This window comes from Mesorhizobium sp. CNPSo 4689, from assembly GCF_057784325.1.
The window spans coordinates 179,007-197,939 of sequence record NZ_JBWLUZ010000002.1 but is presented as its reverse complement, the minus strand read 5'-3'; the positions used below and the strand labels follow the sequence as shown (position 1 = coordinate 197,939).

The 18,933-nt window shown below is 63.6% G+C and carries 15 protein-coding genes and 1 other RNA gene; 2 read left to right on the top strand and 14 right to left on the bottom strand.

Annotation, left to right across the window (positions count from 1 at the left end; genetic code table 11):
• From ftsW to mraZ, 9 genes are read right to left on the bottom strand one after another with little or no spacing between them, the layout of a single operon-like run.
• Positions 1-1,152, bottom strand: a complete 1,152-nt coding sequence (gene ftsW / locus AC04SI_RS03750) for a putative lipid II flippase FtsW (RefSeq protein WP_404275470.1) — start codon at positions 1,150-1,152, stop codon at positions 1-3.
• Complete coding sequence (murD, locus tag AC04SI_RS03745) at positions 1,152-2,552, bottom strand: UDP-N-acetylmuramoyl-L-alanine--D-glutamate ligase (protein WP_404275468.1); 1,401 nt, start codon at positions 2,550-2,552, stop codon at positions 1,152-1,154. Before murD ends, ftsW begins: the two co-directional genes overlap by 1 nt.
• Positions 2,553-2,560: 8 nt before the next feature.
• On the bottom strand, positions 2,561-3,643 hold the full coding sequence (gene mraY, locus AC04SI_RS03740) for a phospho-N-acetylmuramoyl-pentapeptide-transferase (protein ID WP_404275466.1): 1,083 nt from the start codon (positions 3,641-3,643) through the stop codon (positions 2,561-2,563).
• Positions 3,644-3,667: 24 nt separating this feature from the next.
• Positions 3,668-5,101: a UDP-N-acetylmuramoylalanyl-D-glutamyl-2,6-diaminopimelate--D-alanyl-D-alanine ligase gene (locus tag AC04SI_RS03735; protein ID WP_404275464.1), complete on the bottom strand. Its 1,434-nt coding sequence runs from the start codon at positions 5,099-5,101 to the stop codon at positions 3,668-3,670.
• Entirely contained in the window at positions 5,098-6,552 is a 1,455-nt protein-coding gene (locus tag AC04SI_RS03730) for a UDP-N-acetylmuramoyl-L-alanyl-D-glutamate--2,6-diaminopimelate ligase (RefSeq protein ID WP_404275463.1), read from the bottom strand. Before AC04SI_RS03730 ends, AC04SI_RS03735 begins: the two co-directional genes overlap by 4 nt.
• 54 nt (positions 6,553-6,606) lie before the next feature.
• Positions 6,607-8,352 carry a peptidoglycan D,D-transpeptidase FtsI family protein gene (locus AC04SI_RS03725; RefSeq protein ID WP_404275461.1) on the bottom strand — a complete coding sequence of 582 codons (1,746 nt, stop codon included), beginning with the start codon at positions 8,350-8,352 and terminating at the stop codon, positions 6,607-6,609.
• A complete protein-coding gene (gene ftsL / locus AC04SI_RS03720) occupies positions 8,349-8,744 on the bottom strand; it encodes a cell division protein FtsL (RefSeq protein WP_192180841.1) in 396 nt (131 codons plus the stop codon). The genes AC04SI_RS03725 and ftsL overlap by 4 nt, the downstream gene beginning before the upstream one ends.
• Before the next feature lie 4 nt (positions 8,745-8,748).
• Positions 8,749-9,765, bottom strand: a complete 1,017-nt coding sequence (gene rsmH, locus AC04SI_RS03715) for a 16S rRNA (cytosine(1402)-N(4))-methyltransferase RsmH (RefSeq protein WP_404275459.1) — start codon at positions 9,763-9,765, stop codon at positions 8,749-8,751.
• Positions 9,762-10,220, bottom strand: coding sequence for a division/cell wall cluster transcriptional repressor MraZ (mraZ, locus tag AC04SI_RS03710; protein WP_404275458.1), 459 nt, complete (start codon positions 10,218-10,220; stop codon positions 9,762-9,764). The genes rsmH and mraZ overlap by 4 nt, the downstream gene beginning before the upstream one ends.
• A 407-nt stretch (positions 10,221-10,627) precedes the next feature.
• Here mraZ and AC04SI_RS03705 point away from each other — a divergent pair, with 407 nt between their 5' ends.
• Positions 10,628-11,743, top strand: coding sequence for a cystathionine gamma-lyase (locus AC04SI_RS03705; RefSeq protein ID WP_404275456.1), 1,116 nt, complete (start codon positions 10,628-10,630; stop codon positions 11,741-11,743).
• 71 nt (positions 11,744-11,814) lie between these two features.
• On the opposite strand, the gene rnpB is transcribed toward AC04SI_RS03705, so the two are convergent.
• The 5 genes from rnpB to AC04SI_RS03680 form a co-directional block, all read right to left on the bottom strand.
• An RNA gene (gene rnpB / locus AC04SI_RS03700) (RNase P RNA component class A) lies at positions 11,815-12,236 on the bottom strand.
• Positions 12,237-12,300: 64 nt separating this feature from the next.
• Positions 12,301-13,011: a lytic transglycosylase domain-containing protein gene (locus tag AC04SI_RS03695; RefSeq protein WP_404275454.1), complete on the bottom strand. Its 711-nt coding sequence runs from the start codon at positions 13,009-13,011 to the stop codon at positions 12,301-12,303.
• 184 nt (positions 13,012-13,195) lie between these two features.
• Entirely contained in the window at positions 13,196-13,963 is a 768-nt protein-coding gene (locus AC04SI_RS03690; RefSeq protein WP_404275452.1) for an N-acetylmuramoyl-L-alanine amidase, read from the bottom strand.
• Positions 13,960-14,679 (bottom strand): TerB family tellurite resistance protein, encoded by a 720-nt coding sequence (locus tag AC04SI_RS03685; protein ID WP_404275450.1) that lies wholly within the window; start codon positions 14,677-14,679, stop codon positions 13,960-13,962. Before AC04SI_RS03685 ends, AC04SI_RS03690 begins: the two co-directional genes overlap by 4 nt.
• Before the next feature lie 190 nt (positions 14,680-14,869).
• On the bottom strand, positions 14,870-15,076 hold the full coding sequence (locus AC04SI_RS03680; RefSeq protein WP_404275448.1) for a hypothetical protein: 207 nt from the start codon (positions 15,074-15,076) through the stop codon (positions 14,870-14,872).
• A gap of 179 nt (positions 15,077-15,255) precedes the next feature.
• On the opposite strand from AC04SI_RS03680, the gene AC04SI_RS03675 reads away from it, so the two are divergent.
• The gene (locus AC04SI_RS03675; RefSeq protein ID WP_404275446.1) at positions 15,256-18,867 is read left to right on the top strand and encodes a hydantoinase B/oxoprolinase family protein; all 3,612 of its coding nucleotides are present in this window, start codon (positions 15,256-15,258) and stop codon (positions 18,865-18,867) included.
• Positions 18,868-18,933 lie beyond the last annotated feature (66 nt).

The following is an 18,933-nucleotide window of genomic DNA, read 5'->3' as shown; positions in this document are numbered from 1 at the left end:
TCACTCCGCCGGCATGGCGCGCTGCGAGAAGGCAAAGCCCATCTGCTTGCGCTTTTCCGGCCGCTTGCGTGTCAGCGCCAGCACCATGCCCATCGAGATGGCGATGGCGATCTGCGAGGAGCCGCCATAGGAGATGAACGGCAGCGTCATGCCCTTGGCCGGCATGAGCTGCAGGTTGACGCACATGTTGATGACCGACTGCAGGCCGAACACCGTGACCAGCCCACCGACGGCATAGCGCGTGAAATCGTCCTGTTCCTTCATCGCGGTGTTGAGGCCGCGCAGCACGATGAAGGCGAAGATCGACATGATGAAGAAGCACATGATCAGCCCGAACTCCTCGCCGGCGACCGAAAAGACGAAGTCGGCATGGCTGTCGGGAATGACCCGTTTGACCGTGCCCTCGCCCGGGCCGACGCCGAACCAGCCGCCATTGATCAGCGCCTCGCGCCCCATGTCGACCTGGAACGTATCGCCCTCGCCGGTCAAAAATTTGTCGATGCGGGCGGCGACGTGCGGAAATACGGTATAGGCGGCAAACAGGCCGCTGGCGCCGGTGACGCCGAGCGCAATGATCCACAGCCATGGCAGGCCTGCCATGAAGAACATGACGCCCCAGGTGCCGGTCACCAGCATGGTCTGTCCGAGGTCAGGCTGGGCGACCAGAAGCGAGACGACCAGGATCAGCAGCAGCATGGCAAACAGATTGCCGGGAATATCGGGCTGGCGCTTGTGTTCGGCGAACAGCCACGCACAGACGATGACGAAGGCGGGCTTCAGGAATTCCGACGGCTGGATCGACAGCCCGACAAGCGATATCCAGCGCCGGGCTCCCTTCACCTCGACGCCGATGTAGAGCACCACCACCATCAGCACGAGCATGATGCACAGCATCGCCAGCGCCACGCGCCGGATCTGCCGCGATTCCAGGAAGGAGACTGCCAGCATCACGCCAAGTGCCGGCACGGTGAAGATGATTTGCCTGGTGGCGAAGTGGAAGCTGTCGAGGCCGATGCGTTCGGCCACCGCCGGGCTCGCCGCGAAAGACAGCACGATGCCCAGCCCCATCAGCGACAGGAATGCCGCCAGGAACCAGCGATCGATCGTCCACCACCAGGTCGCAACCGGACTTTTGTCGAGACGGCTTTGCATTATCGTGGCCCTCCGATGGGTTTCACACCATCTATAGCGCTCGCAGCTTGCCTGAAGGCTTCGCCGCGCACTTCGAAATTCTTGAACTGGTCGAAACTGGCGCAGGCCGGCGACAAAAGCACCACGGCCTCACCGCCATCGTCCTTCGCGGCATCATTGGCCGCATGCGCGACCGCGGCCGCCAGCGTGCCCGAGATCTCATAGGGCACGGCCTCGCCGAGCGTCGCTGAAAAGCCCGGCGCCGCTTCGCCGATCAGATAGGCCTTGGCGATGCGCGGAAAGAAACCGCGCAGCGGCTCGATGCCGCCTTCCTTGGGCAGCCCGCCGGCAATCCAGTAGATGCGTGAAAAACTCGACAGCGCCGGTGCGGCCGCGTCGGCATTGGTCGCCTTGGAATCGTTGATGAACAGAACATGGTCCTTGCGGCCGACCTGTTCCATGCGATGCGCCAGCCCGGGAAAGCTCTCGAGCCCGGCCTGGATCTCGCCCAACTCAAGCCCGACCTTCAGGCAGGCGGCGACCGCGGCAAGCGCATTCTGCGCATTGTGCTGGCCGCGCAGCGAGCCGATGCCGTCGAGAAAGGCGACGCGGCTATAGCGGCCATTTGCTGCTTCCATCAGATTGCCGCCGTCGGCGAAATAGCCGTCGGTCAGAGGCAGGCGCTTGGAAATGCGGATGACCTGCCTGCCCACCCGATCCAGCCGGTCGGCAATCTGGGCGCACCAGGAATCGTCGACGCCGATGATCGCGGTCTCGCTGCCGGCCACCAGCCGCTCCTTGATCGAAGCGTAGTGCTGCATGGTGCCGTGCCGGTCGAGATGGTCGGGCGTCAAATTGAGCAGGATGCCTGCGGTCGGATTGATCGAGGGCGCAAGGTCGATCTGGTAGGACGAGCATTCCACAACATAGTGGCGCCCTGCCTGAGGCGGATCGAGCGTCATGATGGCGCGGCCGATATTGCCGCCCATCTGCGTATCCCGTCCGGCCGATTTCAGGATATGCGCCGTCAGCGCCGTCGTCGTCGACTTGCCGTTGGTGCCGGTGATGGCAATGAAAGGTGCCTCGGGCGCACGCAAGATCCGCTCGCGGCAGAACAGCTCGATGTCGCCGATCACCTCGACGCCCGAGCCGCGCGCGAGCTCCACGGTCCAGTGCGGCTTCGGATGCGTCAGCGGCACGCCGGGCGACAGCACGAAGGCCGAGAACCCGGCCCAGTCGGCGCCGCGCAGGTCGCCGGTCGCAATGCCAACTGCAGCCGCCTTGGCGACGCTGTCCGGATTGTCGTCCCAGGCGAGGATGTCGGCCCCGCCCGCGATCAGCGCATGCGCGGTGGCGATCCCAGAGCCGCCGAGCCCGAAGAGCGAGACACGCTTGCCTGCGAAGGATGAGGCGGGGATCAAGCGGCGTCCTATCTGAGCTTGAGGGTCGACAGGCCGACCAGCGCCAGGATCACCGCGATGATCCAAAAGCGGATCACCACCTGGCTTTCGGTCCAACCGAGCTTTTCGAAATGATGGTGGATCGGCGCCATCAGGAACACCCGCTTGCCGGTCATCTTGAAGTAACCGACCTGGATGATGACCGACAGGATCTCCACCACGAACAGACCGCCGACGATGACCAGGACGATCTCGTGCTTGGTCGCCACCGCGACGGTGCCGATCAGGCCGCCCATCGCCAGCGAGCCGGTGTCGCCCATGAAGATCGCCGCGGGCGGCGCGTTGAACCACAGGAAGCCGAGGCCGGCGCCAATGACCGCGCCAAGCACGACGGCCAGTTCGCCGGTGCCGGGGACGAAGTGGATCTGCAGATATTCGGCGAACACCGCATTGCCCGAGAGATAGGCAATGACGCCGAAGGAGGCCGCCGCGATCATGATCGGGACGATCGCCAGTCCGTCGAGACCGTCGGTCAGGTTCACCGCATTGCCGGCGCCGACGATGACGAAGCAGGAGAACGGCACGAAGAACCAGCCGAGATTGATGATGAATTCCTTGGCGAAGGGGAAGGTCAGCGACGACGAGAACGGCGCCTGGCCATTATGCATGATCACCCAGGCGGCGATGCCGGCGATGACGAATTCGAGCGCCAGTCTTGCCTTGCCGGAAAAGCCCAGATGCGACTGCTTGGTCACCTTCAGATAGTCGTCGTAGAAGCCGATCGAGCCGAAGCCGAGCGTTACCAGCATCACCACCCAGACATAGATGCTGGAGAGGTTCGCCCACAAAAGCGACGAGCCGATGATGCCGCAAAGGATCATCAACCCGCCCATTGTCGGCGTGCCGGCCTTCTTGAAATGCGTCTGCGGCCCGTCGGCGCGGATCGGCTGGCCCTTGCCCTGCCGAAGGCGCAGTGAATTGATGATCGTTGGCCCGAAGATGAAGACGATCAGCGCCGAGGTGATCAGCGCCCCGCCGGTGCGGAAGGTGATGTAGCGGAAGACGTTGAAGACCGAGATCTTGTCCGCGAAATCGACGAGCAGTGTGAACATGAAACTCCGTCCCCCGGGCCGGTCTTAGGTCTGTTCAATGGATGTGGCTTGCGCCGGAAATTTGCCGAGCAATGCCTCGACCAGCTTTGAAAAACCGATGCCTTTCGACGATTTGACCATCAACACGTCGCCAGGCTTCAACGCCGACAGCAGCAGCGGCTTCAACTCTTCGGCGCCGGCGCGATACTCCGTATCGATCTCGTCGGGCAAGATGTCCGCCAATGCCCGCATTTCAGGGCCGCCGAGAAAGACCGTGCGCGTTTCGGTGCCGACGATGAGATCGGCAAGGGCTGCGTGCAGCTTCGCCGAATGGTCGCCGAGTTCGAGCATGTCGCCGAGCACGGCGATGCGCCTGCCCTCGCCCGACACAGGCGTTGCGTTGAGCAGCGCCATAGCCGCCTGCATCGAGGCCGGATTGGCGTTGTAGCTCTCATCGATCAGCGTGATCTGCCCTTTCGGATGGCGCAGCACATGGCGCTTGCCGCGGCCGCGCTCCGCCGAGAGGTTGGCCAGCGCCGAGGCCACCGTGCCGATATCGGCACCAACCAGTTGCGCCGCGCCCAGCACGGCCAGCACATTCTGCACCATGTGGCGGCCGGGCGCGCCGACCCGGGCGGCGACGTCCTGCCCGCCGATCCTGGCAGTGATCATGGAATGGCCGGCATGCAGTTCGCATTTGACCAGCTTGAAGGTCGAGCGGGCATTTTCGCCGAAGCCGAAGACATGCTCGACACCGGCGGCCCTGGCCATCTTGTCCAGTAGTTTCCAGCGCCCGTCGTCGCGGTTGAGCAGTGCGGCACCGTCAGGTTCCAGCCCCTCGAATATCTCGGCCTTGGCCTTGGCGATTTCGTCGAGATTTTTGAAGAAGCCGAGATGCGCCGCCGCGATCAGCGTGACGATGGCGACATGCGGGCGGACCATCTTGACCAGCGGCCGGATTTCATCCGGATGGTTCATGCCGATCTCGAACACCGCATAGTCGCAATCGGCGGGCATCCGCGCCAGCGTCAGCGGCACGCCCCAATGGTTGTTGAACGACTGCGCCGAGGCATGCGCCTTGCCGACCGCAGACAGCACGTGGCGCAGCGCTTCCTTGGTGGTCGTCTTGCCGGCCGAGCCGGTCACCGCGATGATCCTGGCGTTGGAGCGCGCGCGTGCCGCGACACCGAGCTTTTCCAGCGCGGCAAGCACGTCCTGGACCACGATCATCGGCGCCGTCAGCCGCCCCAGCGACGGCAGCTTGCCCTCGGCGACGACCAGCACCCCGGCGCCGGCTTTGACGGCGGCTGTCGCGAAATCATGGCCATCCATCGCCTCGCCCTTGATGGCGAAGAAGGCGTCCCCCGGCTGCAGGCTGCGGCTGTCGATCGAAATGCCGGAAATACCCTCCGGCATCGGGCCGATCGGCCGCCCGCCCATGGCGTCGACCAGCGCTTCGGAGGTCCACAGGACACTCATGCAGCCCGCTCCCTGAGCGCCGCACGAACTTCCTCGTGGTCGGAGAAATGCAATGTCTCAGCGCCGATGGTCTGGCCTTCCTCGTGGCCCTTGCCGGCCACGATCAGCGTATCGCCGGCGTGAAGCATGGCCACCGCCTCGTGGATCGCCTTGCGCCGGTCGCCTATCTCGATGGCGCCGGGCGCAGCGGCGAGGATCGCAGCGCGGATCGTTTCCGGCACTTCCGAACGCGGATTGTCATCGGTGACGATGACGACATCGGCGAGCCGCGTCGCGATCTCGCCCATGATCGGCCGCTTGCCTCGATCGCGATCGCCGCCGCAGCCGAACACCACGATGACGCGGCCAGTGGTGAATGGCCGCACGGAAGCGAGCACGTTTTCCAGCGCGTCCGGCTTGTGCGCATAGTCGACATAGACAGGCGCACCATTGCCGGTGGTACCGACGAGGTCGAGTCGACCCGGTGCGCCTTTCAATTTTTCCAATGCAATCAGGGCTTTGACGGCAGGAATTCCCGTAGAAATAGCCAAACCCGCCGAAACCAGCGCGTTCGCGATCTGGAAATCGCCGGCCAGCGGCAGGTCGATTTCGTGCAGCACGCCGTCGGCCTCGACTTCGGCGCGCTGGCGATGGCGCTCATGCTCGACCCGCTTCAGCCTTAGGAAATCGCCGTGGCGACCGACCGTCAGCACGGTCAACCCTGCTGCCTTGGCCGCTTTGATCGTCGGCTCCGACCACGGGTCGTCGGCGAAGATGACCGCCGGCGCGCCCTTGGGCAGCAGCGTGTCGAACAGGCGCAATTTCGCCTGGTGGTACTCCTCGACGGTCGGGTGATAGTCCATGTGGTCGCGGCCGAGATTGGTGAAGCCGCCGGCGGCGAGTTTCACACCATCCAGCCGGCGCTGGTCGAGGCCATGGCTGGAGGCTTCCATCGACGCGTGGGTGACGCCGGCATCCGCAAGTTCGCGCAAAAGCTGGTGCAGCGCCACCGGGTCGGGCGTGGTTAGCGAGCCATACTCGTTGCGGCCGGGCGCCACCACGCCGGTGGTGCCGATCGAAGCGGCGGCATGGCCGGCCTGCTCCCATATCTGCCGCGTGAAGGCGGCGACCGACGTCTTGCCGCTGGTGCCCGTCACCGCCACCATTGTCTCCGGCTGCCTGCCGAAGAAGCGGGCAGCACTCAGCGCCAGCGCCAGGCGCGGGTCGCCGACGGCAAGCACCGGGACCGACAACCCGGCAATGGCGCTGGATTTGCCCGCCACGATCGCCGCCGCGCCGCGCTTCGCGGCATCCTCGGCATAGGTCACACCGTCCGCCTTGGTACCAGTAAGCGCGAAAAAGACGACGCCGGGTTTTACCTGGCGGGAATCCGAGGAAATCCCGGTCACCTCCAGGTCGAGGGAAGCTGTTCCCTCGACAGGCAGGATACCGGCTAGGTCTTTCAGCTGCATCGAAACCCGTTCATCGCAACAAAATAGCGCGCAGTTGCCGGCGCGCCCCAAGAATCACTGATAGGAAACCAGCGTTGCACCATTTTCATGGCTGAAATCTGGCTTCACGCCAAGCATTGAAGCCGCGCGCCGGATGATATTGCCCGCCATGACGCCCGCATTCGAGGCCGCGGTGGCACCCATGCCGGGCTTTTCCGGCTTCGGTTCGTCGGCGATCGTCAGCACGATGTACTGCGGGTCGTCCATCGGGAAAGCAGCGACGAAGGCATTGAAATTCTTGTCCTTCGAGTAGCGGCCATTGACGACCTTTTCAGCCGTTCCGGTCTTGCCGCCGACGCGATAGCCCGGAACCCTGGCGCTCTTGCCCGAGCCTTTCTCGGCGTTGAGCGCATAGAGATAGCGCATGCCCTCGACGGTCTTTTCGTTGACCACTTTCTTGGCCACCACCATCGCTTCCTCCTGCGTGCGAGGCAGGAATGTCGGCTCGATAAGGTAGCCGCCATTCATCAGCGCGGCGCAGCCGACGGCGGTCTGCAGCGGTGTCGTCGACACACCATGGCCGAAGGCGATGGTGATCGAATTGACCTGTTTCCACACCTTGGGCTCGGTCGGGCGCGCGACCTCGGGCAGTTCCGTCTGCATCTTCTCGAGAATGCCCAGCCGATGCAGGAATTCGCGATGCCCTTCGATGCCCACCGCTTCGGCCTCCTTGGCCGAGCCGATATTGGAGGAATAAATGAACACCTCAGGCACCGACAGCACGCGCCCCTTGCCGTGGAAGTCATGAATGGTCTGATGGCCGATCCTGATCGGGCGCGAGGCGTCGAACCGGCTCTCCAGGGTCACCTTGCCTGAATCCAGCGCCATCGCGGTGGTGAAGCTCTTGAACGTCGAACCCATTTCGTAGAGGCCCGCCGACATGCGGTTCAACCGGTCCTTGTCCTGGGCATTGTAGGGATTGTTGGGGTCGAAATCCGGCACCGACGCCATCGCCAGCACTTCGCCGGTCTTGACGTTGAGCACGACGGCGCCGGCGGCGATGGCGTGGAAGCGTTCCATGCCGGTGGCCACCTCGTCGCGCACGATGTGCTGGACGCGCAGGTCGATCGAGAGCTGCACCGGCTTCAGGTCCCTGGCCACTGCCAGGCCCGACGCCTGAAGGTCGGTCAGACCCTGCTCGTCGACATATTTCTCCATGCCGGAAATGCCCTGGTTGTCGATGTTGGTGAGACCGACAATGTAGGACGAGGTCTCGCCGGCCGGATAGAAGCGGCGTTTTTCGGTACGGAAGCCAAAGCCGGGGATGCCGAGCTGCATGATGTCGGCCTGCTGCTTCGGTGTCAGCTGCCGCTGCAGCCAGACGAAGCCGGCGCCGCTCTTCAGCTTGTGATAGGTCTGTTCGTAGTCGATCTCGGGAAGCACCGTCGACAACTTCTCGATCGCCTCGTCGGCGTCGACGATGCGGCGTGGCTCGGCAAACAGCGAGGCAGTCTTGATGTCGGTCGCCAGCACCTCGCCGTTGCGATCGACGATATCGGGCCGCGACGCGGTCACCCGGCTCTGCGGCCCGCCCGACATGTCGGGATTCTGGAAGCCGAGATAGACCAGCCTGCCGGCGATGGCCGAATAGATGCCGAAAAACACCGCCATCGTCATCACGATGCGCGTCCTGGCCTTGCCGCCGGTCGCCTTGCGGGCGCCATCGACGACGATCGAGCCGTCTTCGCCGGGCCTGGCGCGACGCTTCAGCAGGCTGCCGATCTTTGGAAGTTTGCCCATTACTGGAAGTCTGGCGATCATTGGACGATGCCTCCGGTCACCACGGGATCCTTGCCGTCCGAGGGCCCTTTGCCGGAATTGTCTGCCATGCCGCCCAGCCGTTGCGACGACAGGTCCTCGATGTTGACCGGTTTTGCCGGAAGATCGTCGAGGCCGACGATCTGGCGCGCATTTACCGGCTCGAGTCCCAGCTGCGACTTGTAGATTTCGGCCAGCTTCTGCAGGCGCGACGGTTGGGTGAGCAGGCTCCAGTCCGCCTTCAGAAGGTCGATCGTGTCCTCCTCATAGTGGATCTGCGCCTGGATCTTCTGCACCGCCGCCAATTGTTCCTCGGCCTCGCGCTTGGTCTTGTAGGTCAGGGCGGCCGCCGAGACCATGACCGCGATAAGGACTATGTCGCTGGTACGAAACACGTGCTCACCTCTCTCCCGGCCGGTCGATGCCGGGAAGCTTTGGAAGGCCGAAAATCGAAAAGTCACTGCTACGCGCCGGCGCCTCGGTGCGGATTGCTGCGCGCAGCCTGGCCGAACGTGCTCGCGGGTTGGCCGCGATCTCGGCATCGCCCGCCGTCACGCCGCTGCCGGCCTTGCGAAAAGTCGCCATCCGCGCCTGCGCCTCGGGCAAGTGGCGCGAGCCGCTCGCCGCATCCGAGCGGTCGGCGATGAAGCGCTTGACGATGCGATCCTCCAGCGAATGGAACGTCACCACCGCCAGCCGCCCACCGGGCTTAAGCGCACGCTCTGCCGCAAAGAGCGCCTTTGCCAGTTCGCCAAGCTCGTCATTGACGAAGATGCGCAGCGCCTGGAAGACGCGCGTCGCCGGATGGATCTTGTCCTTCGGGGCGCGGCCGATATGCGTCTCGATGGCGTCGGCGAGGTCGAGCGTGCGCTCGAACGGCCGCTTTTCGCGGCGGCTCTCGATCATGCGGGCGATGCGGCCGGCGTGACGCTCCTCGCCCAGAAAGCCGAAGATGCGCGCAAGATCACCGGCCTTGAAACTGTTGACGACGTCGGCCGCGCTCAAGCCAGCCTGCGCCATGCGCATGTCGAGCGGCCCATCGTTGCGGAACGAGAAGCCGCGTTCGGCCTGGTCGAGCTGCATGGAGGAGACACCGATGTCGAGCACAACGCCGTCGGCGCTTTCAACATGGTCGTCCAACGTTGAGAACGGCGCCTGCACCAGCCGCAGCCTGCCACCCGATTGCTGTTCGAGAACACGACCAGCCGCGATGGCATCGGGATCGCGGTCGATGGCCACGACCGAAGCACCGGTCGCAAGAATGGCTTTGGTGTAGCCGCCGGCGCCGAACGTGCCGTCGACGACTACGTCGCCGGCTTTGGGTGAAAGCGCCTCCAGCACTTCGGCAAGGAGGACCGGAATGTGACGGACTGGTCCGCCAACGGCGTGAAGATCATCGCCGTCGCCCACCATCATTCCGGTCGCTCCCCAGGCTTCGTCCCCTGCCGAAGCTGCAAAAGCCGGGCGCGCGCCTGCGCTCCATAGGCGGCAAGCCGCCCCGGCTCCCAGATCTGAAAGAAATTGCCGCGACCGACAAAGGCCACTTCCGCCAAAATGCCGGTATGCTCGCGGATGAAATCGCTCATCGTGATGCGACCGTCCTGGTCCAGTTTCAGGAACGTCCCATCGCCATGGCAGAAGAAGGACATGTCGTCCGCCGTCTGCAGGAAGGGATCTTCCTGCGCGATGCGCTGTTCGTAGCGGTCGAGCAGGTCGAGACCGCCGACATCCATCGCCGGGATATCCAGGCAGCGCAGGCCATAGAGGTCCGAATAGCCGCGTTTCTGCACGACCGAGCGGAAATGCGCCGGAACGGAAACCCGTCCCTTCGCATCGATCCTGTTCACCGCGCTTGACAGAAACCGGTCCATTACGCGCTACAGCCGCTTCCGCCGCCGCACCCCTCTTCATCGTTTCGCCCGCACCGCCGCTGCGCGGTCCCTTCCGAAAACTCGCTCCGTCCGCCGAGGCAAAAACGCGCAAACGCGCAGCCGCCGCGGCTGCCCGATTGGCGTACGCTTCACCCTGACGCGGAACGAAGGCTTTGGTATCGAAATGGGATATCATGGGGCACTATGGGCGTCAACGGGAACAGGCTTCACAAACGTGCGTGCGACAACCTGGGAAGGCAGCTGCGACGGCACTCCCGTCTTTATCCTCTATTAAGCCTAACGAAGGGTTTAGAGCCCCGTGGCCCAACTGGAGGGCGCTTGCTGCAACCCGTTGGCACGCATAGCGTCACCCGGTCCTCTTCCGGCGGCAACAAGGTGTGAGATCGATGTCCGAAACAGCCAGGTCACGCGCCGCAGCACTTGCCCATTTGCGCAATAGCGGATTCGCCACGGGCGACCCGATCCCCTTGCCGCTGACCATGGCCGCCATCTTTCACACGCCAGGGGATGCGACCGGCTTCAATGAGTATGGCCGCTACAGCAATCCGACCTGGGATGCCGTCGAGCACGCTCTTGGCCATCTGGAAAACGCCCGATGCATCGGCTTCCCGTCCGGAATGGCCGCGATCTCGGCGATTTTCTTCGCGCTTCTGAAGTCCGGCGACCGAGTGCTTTTGCCATCGGACGGCTATCACGCCACGCGAGCGCTGGCCGAGCGCTTCCTCAAACCATTCGGTGTTGCCTATGACCTGCGGCCGACATCGACCTTTCTCGACGGTGGTTTTGCCGGCTATCGCCTGGCTTTCGTCGAGACCCCTTCGAACCCGCAACTGGATATTTGCGATATCGCCGCCGTCGCCAAGGCCGCCCATGAAGCCGGAGCGATCCTCGTTGCCGACAACACGGCGATGACGCCCTTCGGCCAGCGCCCGCTCGACCTCGGCGCCGACATCGTCGTCTCCGCCGACACCAAGGCGACCAACGGCCATTCCGACGTGCTGTTCGGCCACGTCGCCAGCCGCAGCGACGACATCATCGCTGCCGTGACCGGCTGGCGAGAGATGTCGGGCGCCATCCCTGGACCGTTCGAGGCGTGGCTGGTGCATCGCGGCGTCGAAACGCTGGACGTGCGCTTCGACCGCATGTGTTCTTCGGCGGAGATCATCGCGCAAAGGCTGAAGGATCATCGCGCCGTAAGCGGGCTGCGCTTTCCTGGGCTGGAAGGCGACCCGTCACATAATCTTGCCCGCGCCCAGATGGAACGCTTCGGCTTTCTCGTCTCGTTCGAACTGGCCTCGGAAGAGAAAGCCGAGGCATTCATCAACAACTGCCCGCTGATTGAGGCGGCGACCTCCTTCGGCGGTGTCCACACCTCCGCCGAACGGCGCGCCAAACGCGGAGACGCCGTCGCGCCGGGTTTCGTACGCCTGTCGATTGGCTGCGAACCGGTGGAAGAGCTCTGGCAGGCGATCGCGGCATCGCTGGACAGGGTCAGCGGCTGACCGCGTAATCCCGGCCTTCGAAGGACCGATCACGAATTAAGATCATCGGCGTCGATGTTGCGCCGGGAGAAATTGCCAGCTGGCCTGTAAGCCGGGTTCTGTATGGCCCTCGCGCCTTGCGGCGCGAGAACGTGGCGGCCATTCATCTTGGGCGCATGTTGCCATGCGCCTCACGCAACCTACCCGGACGGTGAGCCGGAAACAGCCCTCGAGGGTTTCCCCTCGCACCGTCCCTATTCGGTCTTGCTCCCGGTGGGGTTTACCGTGCCGCTCCTGTTGCCAGTCGCGCGGTGGGCTCTTACCCCACCCTTTCACCCTTGCCGCGGATCCCAGTGGCCTTGCGGACACCAGATGCCGTGGCGGTTTGCTTTCTGTGGCACTTTCCCTGGGGTCGCCCCCGCCGGCCATTAACCGGCACCGTGTCTCCATGGAGCCCGGACTTTCCTCACCCGCAGCCTTTCGGCTTCGCGGGTGCGGCCGCCCGGCCAGCTGGCAGAGCGTATAAAGGGGTTCACGCCTGAAAACGCAAACGAAAAAAGCAGCTTATGCCTGGACGGTCACGCAGGTGTCCCAAGCGCGGCCATCTGCACCTTCACCTTGCTGCAATAGGCCGCCGACACCGGGTTCATGCGCGTGGCGGCATGGCCGGCATTGTATTTCAGGATCGTGCCGCAAGTGGTACCGCCACCGAGGCCTCGTGCCATGGCAAGGTACTTCATGCCGTATTTGATGTTGGTGTCGGGATTGAACAGGCCCTTGACCGAGCCGGTATAGCCCATCATGCGCGCCGTTGCCGGCTTGATCTGCATCAGCCCGATCTCACCGGCGCCGCCGACGATGTTCGGCCGGTAGTTGCTCTCGATCTTGATCACGGCCTTGGCCAGCGACACCGGCACGCCTTCGGCCGCCGCATAGCGGGCGATGATAGCCGAATACTGGCCGGCCTCAGCGGGCGCCACTGCCGAAACCGCGGCATTCTGCGGGCGGATCGATGCCGTCGTCGTCAGATCGATGCTCTTCCTGTTGCGCTTGACATGCCGTTTGGCCTTCGACTTTCGAGCCTTCACTGCAACTGCCTTTTCGACCTTCGCAGTGGCCGTCCTCTTGGCTTTTGCTGCCTGAGCCGCTTTCGGCAGGGCAGTCTTGGCGGGTACGGCGGAGAATCCCTGGTCTGCCCTCTGGCTCAGTGGTGCGCCATTCGCCGCACCGATGGCAAAAGTCATTACACCGGCAACAACAGCTGCCGTTAAAACGGTCAATTTCTGCATGGGGTCCTGTTCTGTTTGAACCGCGCGAAGAACTTCACGCGGCTACACCAATCAATATCGGTACATCCGGGAGGCTAGAGGTCCGACAATTTGCACGGTTCGCCTTTGAAGGCCGAATTGGCGGCAAAGAAGGCGGTGCAAGTCACTTTGCGTGACAGATTGTAATTTATCGACTCAAAAAGGATTACTTTGACAGGATTGCCTTAGCGGAAGCCAGAAGCCTTTGCAGCGTGCGGATTGTCGACCCGTCGGCCACGCCGTCGACCAGACGCGGGCGGAAATGCCGCTGAAAGGCTTCGACCACGATCCCAGTCTGCCGGTCGAACACACCCGATATCTCCACCCCATAGCCGTAGACCGCCAGCATCGACTGCAGCGCCTCGACATCCGGGCCCGTATCGCCTGCCTGGAGCACAGCACCCCGCTTGACCGGCGCCGCCGGGACGAGGTGGCCGACACCGGCCGCGAACAGGGCTTTCCAGGGGAATTTCTCACCTGGATCGATCTTGCGTCCGGGTGCCACGTCGGAATGGGCAAGCACCCTTTGCGCCGGAATAAAATGGCGTTGGACGATCCCCGCGCAAAGGCCGATCACGGCATCGATCTGCCGCCTTGGAAAAGCGGGATAGCCGAGCGAATGGCCGGGATTGACGATCTCGATGCCGACCGAACAGGAGTTGATGTCGGTGCGTCCGAACCACGAACTCTTGCCGGCATGCCAGGCACGATCGCTTTCCCGCACCATCTGGACGATGCGGCCGTCCTCATGGACGAGATAGTGGGCGGAAACCTCACTCGCCGGATCGCACAGCCATGCCTCGGCACCGGGGCCCGTCGCCATGCCGGTATAGTGCAGCACGACCATGTCGGGCTTGAGCGTGTCGCGCCGCGGACCGAAATTCGGCGATGCCCTGACCTCGGCGCTCGGCTCGTCGGGCAGGAAACCGCTCATACGTGCCGCAGGCCCCGCTCGATCATCTCATAGGCAGCGTTGATCGCCGCGACCCTGGTCGTGGCGATCTTGATGAATTCCTGCGGCAGTCCGCGTGCGATCAGCCGGTCGGGATGATTGTCGGAAACCAGCTTGCGGTAGCGTTTCCTGATCTCCTCGAATGGTTTTCCGCGCTCGATGCCGAGCACGACATAGGGATCGGCTGCACCCAGATCGACGTGCCGCGCCAGGATACTCTGGTAATGTGCCTCTTCGATCCGGAATATCTCGGCGATGCGATGCAGGAACAGGCCTTCGCGTTCGTGGATCATCCCGTCCGCCTTGGCTATGTGGAACAGGCCGTCGAGTATGTCCTCAAGCATCATGCAGTTCGCATGGCCCGAACCGCACAATTGCGCCATGCGCGCGGCATAGATCTCGAACCCGGCGACGTCCCGCTTGGCCAGATCGTAAAGGCGCGCCACGTTGCGCGTCTCCTTCGGCGGAACCTCGAATATCTCCTGGAAGGCGCGCACCTCGTTCTGGGTGACGATGCCGTCGGCTTTGGCCATCTTGGCCGACAGCGCGATCATCGCCACCGAAAAGGCGACACGGCGCCGCAGATCCGGGTCACCCGAGAAAACGGTCCGCACGGCCTCCACGACATCGGCGACGCCTGACGACGCTGAAGACGAAACGCGTGTGATGAAGTCGCCGAGGCGGTCCCAAATCGACATAAGGGCTTCTTAGTGCCAACCGCCCACCGCTATCAAGCGAAGACAGTGCCGCAGGCCCGATCGATTTGGGACGCCTGACGAAGCAAACCCAACCCTTGCCATGCAACCGGGCGCGATCGCGCTCGCTCGCAATGCGGGTATTCTGGCAGGACAAGGCCGGCTGATGCCGGCCTTGTCCGTTCATCTCATACTACTGCGCGGGCGCAGCAGGTGCTGCCGGAGCCGGTTCGGCAGGCTTCGTAGCGTCAGGAGCTGCCGGGGCGGCAGGCTGCATCGGCTGTTCGGCTGCCGGCGGGTTTGTGCTCTGTGTGGTGGTGTTGTCTGTGCCGCTGTCGCTGCACGCTGCCACCCCGAGCAGGGCAAGCGCCGAAAGCGACGCAAGAATGAGCTTTTTCATCACATCTCTCCTTCAACAAACGCTCACGTTCCTGTGAGCGGTCGAAGAGAAAATGCATCAGCTGGCCATGAGTTTCGTAACGTTGCGTTTCCGCATGTAACATCTTCAGATAGCTTGGTGATTGCCGTCCGACGAATGGCGAACTAACAGATAAAATAAGAGAAATGCCGGGAGCTGCGATGACCGAGAAATGGGACTTCTGGATCGATCGCGGCGGCACTTTCACCGATGTCATCGGCCGTGACCCTCAAGGCGGGCTGCATCCCAGAAAACTCCTGTCGGAAAACCCCGAAGCCTATGCCGATGCAGCCATCCAGGGCATTCGCGACCTGCTCGGGCTGAAATCCGGCGCGCCTGTGCCGCCGGGGCTGGTCGGCGACATCAAGATGGGCACCACCGTCGCCACCAATGCGCTTCTGGAGCGCAAGGGCGACCGCGTGCTGCTGCTCATCACCAAGGGCTTTCGCGACGCGCTGAGGATCGCCTACCAGGCGCGGCCGGACATCTTCGCCAAGGAGATCATCCTGCCCGAACAGCTCTACGAGCGCGTCATCGAGATCGACGAGCGCGTGCGTGCCGATGGCCGCGTCGAACGATTGCTCGATATTGCTGCTTGCCGCCCGGCCATCGAGCAGGCCAGGCACGATGGCATCGACGCGGTGGCCATCGTCTTCATGCATGCCTGGAAATATCCCGACCACGAGAAGGCGGTGGCAAAAGTCTGCCGCAAGCTCGGCTTCGGCCAGGTCTCCGTCAGCCACGAAGTCTCGCCGCTGATCAAGCTGGTCGGCCGCGGCGACACCACCGTCGTCGACGCCTATCTCTCGCCGATCCTGTCGAGGTATGTGCAAAGGGTGGCGGGAGAACTGGGCGCCGGCCCTCGTCTCATGTTCATGATGTCGTCCGGCGGCCTTACCGCCGCCGATATGTTCCAAGGCAAGGACGCGCTCCTGTCCGGTCCGGCCGGCGGCGTCGTCGGCATGGTCGAAACGGCGAAGCTCGCTGGCTTTGAAAGAGTCATCGGCTTCGACATGGGCGGCACCTCGACCGACGTCGCTCATTATGACGGCGAGTACGAGCGCGCCTTCGACACCGAAGTCGCCGGCGTGCGCATCCGCGCCCCGATGATGCGCATCCATACCGTTGCCGCTGGCGGCGGTTCGATCCTGCACTATGAGGCCGGCCGCTTCCGCGCCGGGCCGGATTCGGCCGGCGCCAACCCCGGTCCCGCCGCCTACCGGCGTGGCGGCCCGCTCGCCGTCACCGACGCAAATGTCATGCTCGGCAAGCTGCAGCCCGACTTCTTTCCTGCGATCTTCGGGCCGAGCCAGGACCAGCCGCTCGATGTCGGGACCGTGCACAAAAAATTCGCGGCGCTCGCCGCCGAAATCGGCGACGGCCGCTCGCCGGAAGCCGTCGCCGAAGGCTTCGTCACCATTGCCGTCGAGAACATGGCCAACGCGATCAAGAAGATTTCCGTTCAACGCGGTTATGATGTCACCGAATATCTGTTGAACTGCTTCGGCGGTGCCGGCGGCCAGCACGCCTGCCTCGTCGCCGACGCGCTCGGCATGGAGGCGGTGCTGATGCATCCCTTCTCCGGACTGCTCTCGGCCTATGGCATCGGCCTGTCGTCGGTCTTTGCCTCGCGCCAGCAGGCGCTGCTTCAGCCCCTGGCAGAGGGATCCCTGCCGGCGATCGACGACCTCATCGCGACATTGCGAAAAGCCATCATCGAAGAACTCGCCGCGCAGGGCATTGGTGAAGATGCCGTCTCCTCGAAGCCGGTGCTGCAGATCCGCTATGACGGCACCGACACGGCATTGCCGGTGAACTTCGAACACGGCTCGATTGCGCGAGCCAGGATCGATTTCGAGGCGGCACACAAAGGTCAGTTCGGTTTCGTCTACGAGGACAAGCCGATGATCGTGGAGTCCGTTGGCGTCGAAGGCACCGATACTGGCGGCGGCGGTCGCGACGAAAGTGAATCAGAGACCGAAGATCTTGTCGTAAGTCATTCCGAGATCCGCAAAATCTTCGCCGAAGGCGAATGGCGCGACACCGGCGTCTTCCGCCGCGAGGCGCTCAAACCGGGCACCAGGGTTTCCGGCCCGGCCTTGATCATCGAGCCCAACCAGACCATCGTCGTCGAGCCAGGCTGGCAGGCCGAAATCACCGCCAGGAACCATGTGCTGCTGCGCCGCATCGAGAAGAAGCGCCGCCAGGCGGCGCTCGGCACCGCCGCCGATCCGGTCATGCTGGAGGTCTTCAATAACCTGTTCATGTCGATCGCAGAACAGATGGGCGTGACGCTGCAGAACACCGCCTATTCCGTCAACATCAAGGAACGGCTGGATTTCTCCTGCGCTGTGTTCGACCGCCATGGTGCGCTGGTCGCCAACGCCCCGCATATGCCGGTGCATCTGGGCTCGATGGACCGCTCGGTCGAGACCATCATCAGGCTGAACTCGGGCGACATCCACCCCGGCGACGTCTTCGCCCTCAACGCGCCCTACAATGGCGGCACGCATCTGCCCGACATCACGGTGGTGACGCCGGTGTTCGACGACGCGAAGAAGGAAATCCTGTTCTGGGCGGCCTCGCGCGGCCACCATGCCGATGTCGGCGGCACCGCTCCCGGCTCGATGACGCCGCTCGCTACAACGGTCGACGAGGAAGGCGTGCTGTTCGACAATTTCCGCATCGTCGATCGCGGAAAATTCCGCGAGACCGAGTTGGAAACGCTGCTCACCGACCACCTCTACCCGGCCCGCAATCCGCACCAGAACATCGCCGACCTCAAGGCGCAGATCGCCGCCAATGAAAAGGGTGTGGCCGAACTGCGCAAGATGGTCGCGCATTTCGGCCTCGATGTCGTCGAGGCCTATATGGGCCACGTCCAGGACAATGCCGCCGAGAGCGTGCGCCGCGTGCTGGAGCGCCTGCCCGACAGTTCCGAATACGAGTATCCGACCGACACCGGCCAGGTCATCAAGGTGAAGATCACGGTCGACCGGCAAAAGCGCGAGGCGACAGTCGATTTCACCGGCACCTCGCCGGTCATGAAGAACAATTTCAACGCACCCGAGCCGGTCGCCCGCGCCGCCGTTCTCTATGCCTTCCGCGTCATGGTCGAGGACATGATCCCGATGAATGCCGGGTGTCTGCGTCCCATCAGCATAATTATCCCGGACGGCTGCATGCTCAAACCGTCCTATCCGGCCGCCGTCGTCGCCGGCAATGTCGAAACCTCGCAGCATGTTACCAACGCTCTGTTCGGCGCCATGGGCGCGATGGCCAATGCGCAAGGCACGATGAACAACCTCACCTTCGGCAACAAAAAGTATCAGTATTACGAAACGATCTGCTCGGGCTCGCCGGCTGGCCGGATGAATTCCGGCCGCGGTTTCGCCGGCACGTCGGGCGTCCACACCCATATGACCAACTCGCGCCTCACCGATCCGGAAGTGCTGGAACTGCGCTTTCCCGTCCTGCTCGAGGATTTCCACATCCGCGAAGGCTCCGGCGGCAAGGGCAAATGGGGTGCCGGTGACGGTACCAAGCGCACCATCCGCTTCCTCGAAAGGATGGAATGCGCAATCCTGTCCTCGCACCGCAACCGCCCGCCACAGGGCCTTAGCGGTGGCAGCGACGGCGAGGCTGGCTCGACCAAGGTCCGCCGCAACAACGGTTCGGTCGAGATGCTGAAAGCCTGCGACCAGACCGTGCTCGACGCCGGCGAAGCCGTCATCCTGACGACGCCGACGCCGGGTGGGTTCGGACGAGCCTAAGGAGGCTTCGAGAATTCGCTGCGGCGAGTCAGGTGGCGTGGCTTTCGAGAACCGGAGCGGAGCGGA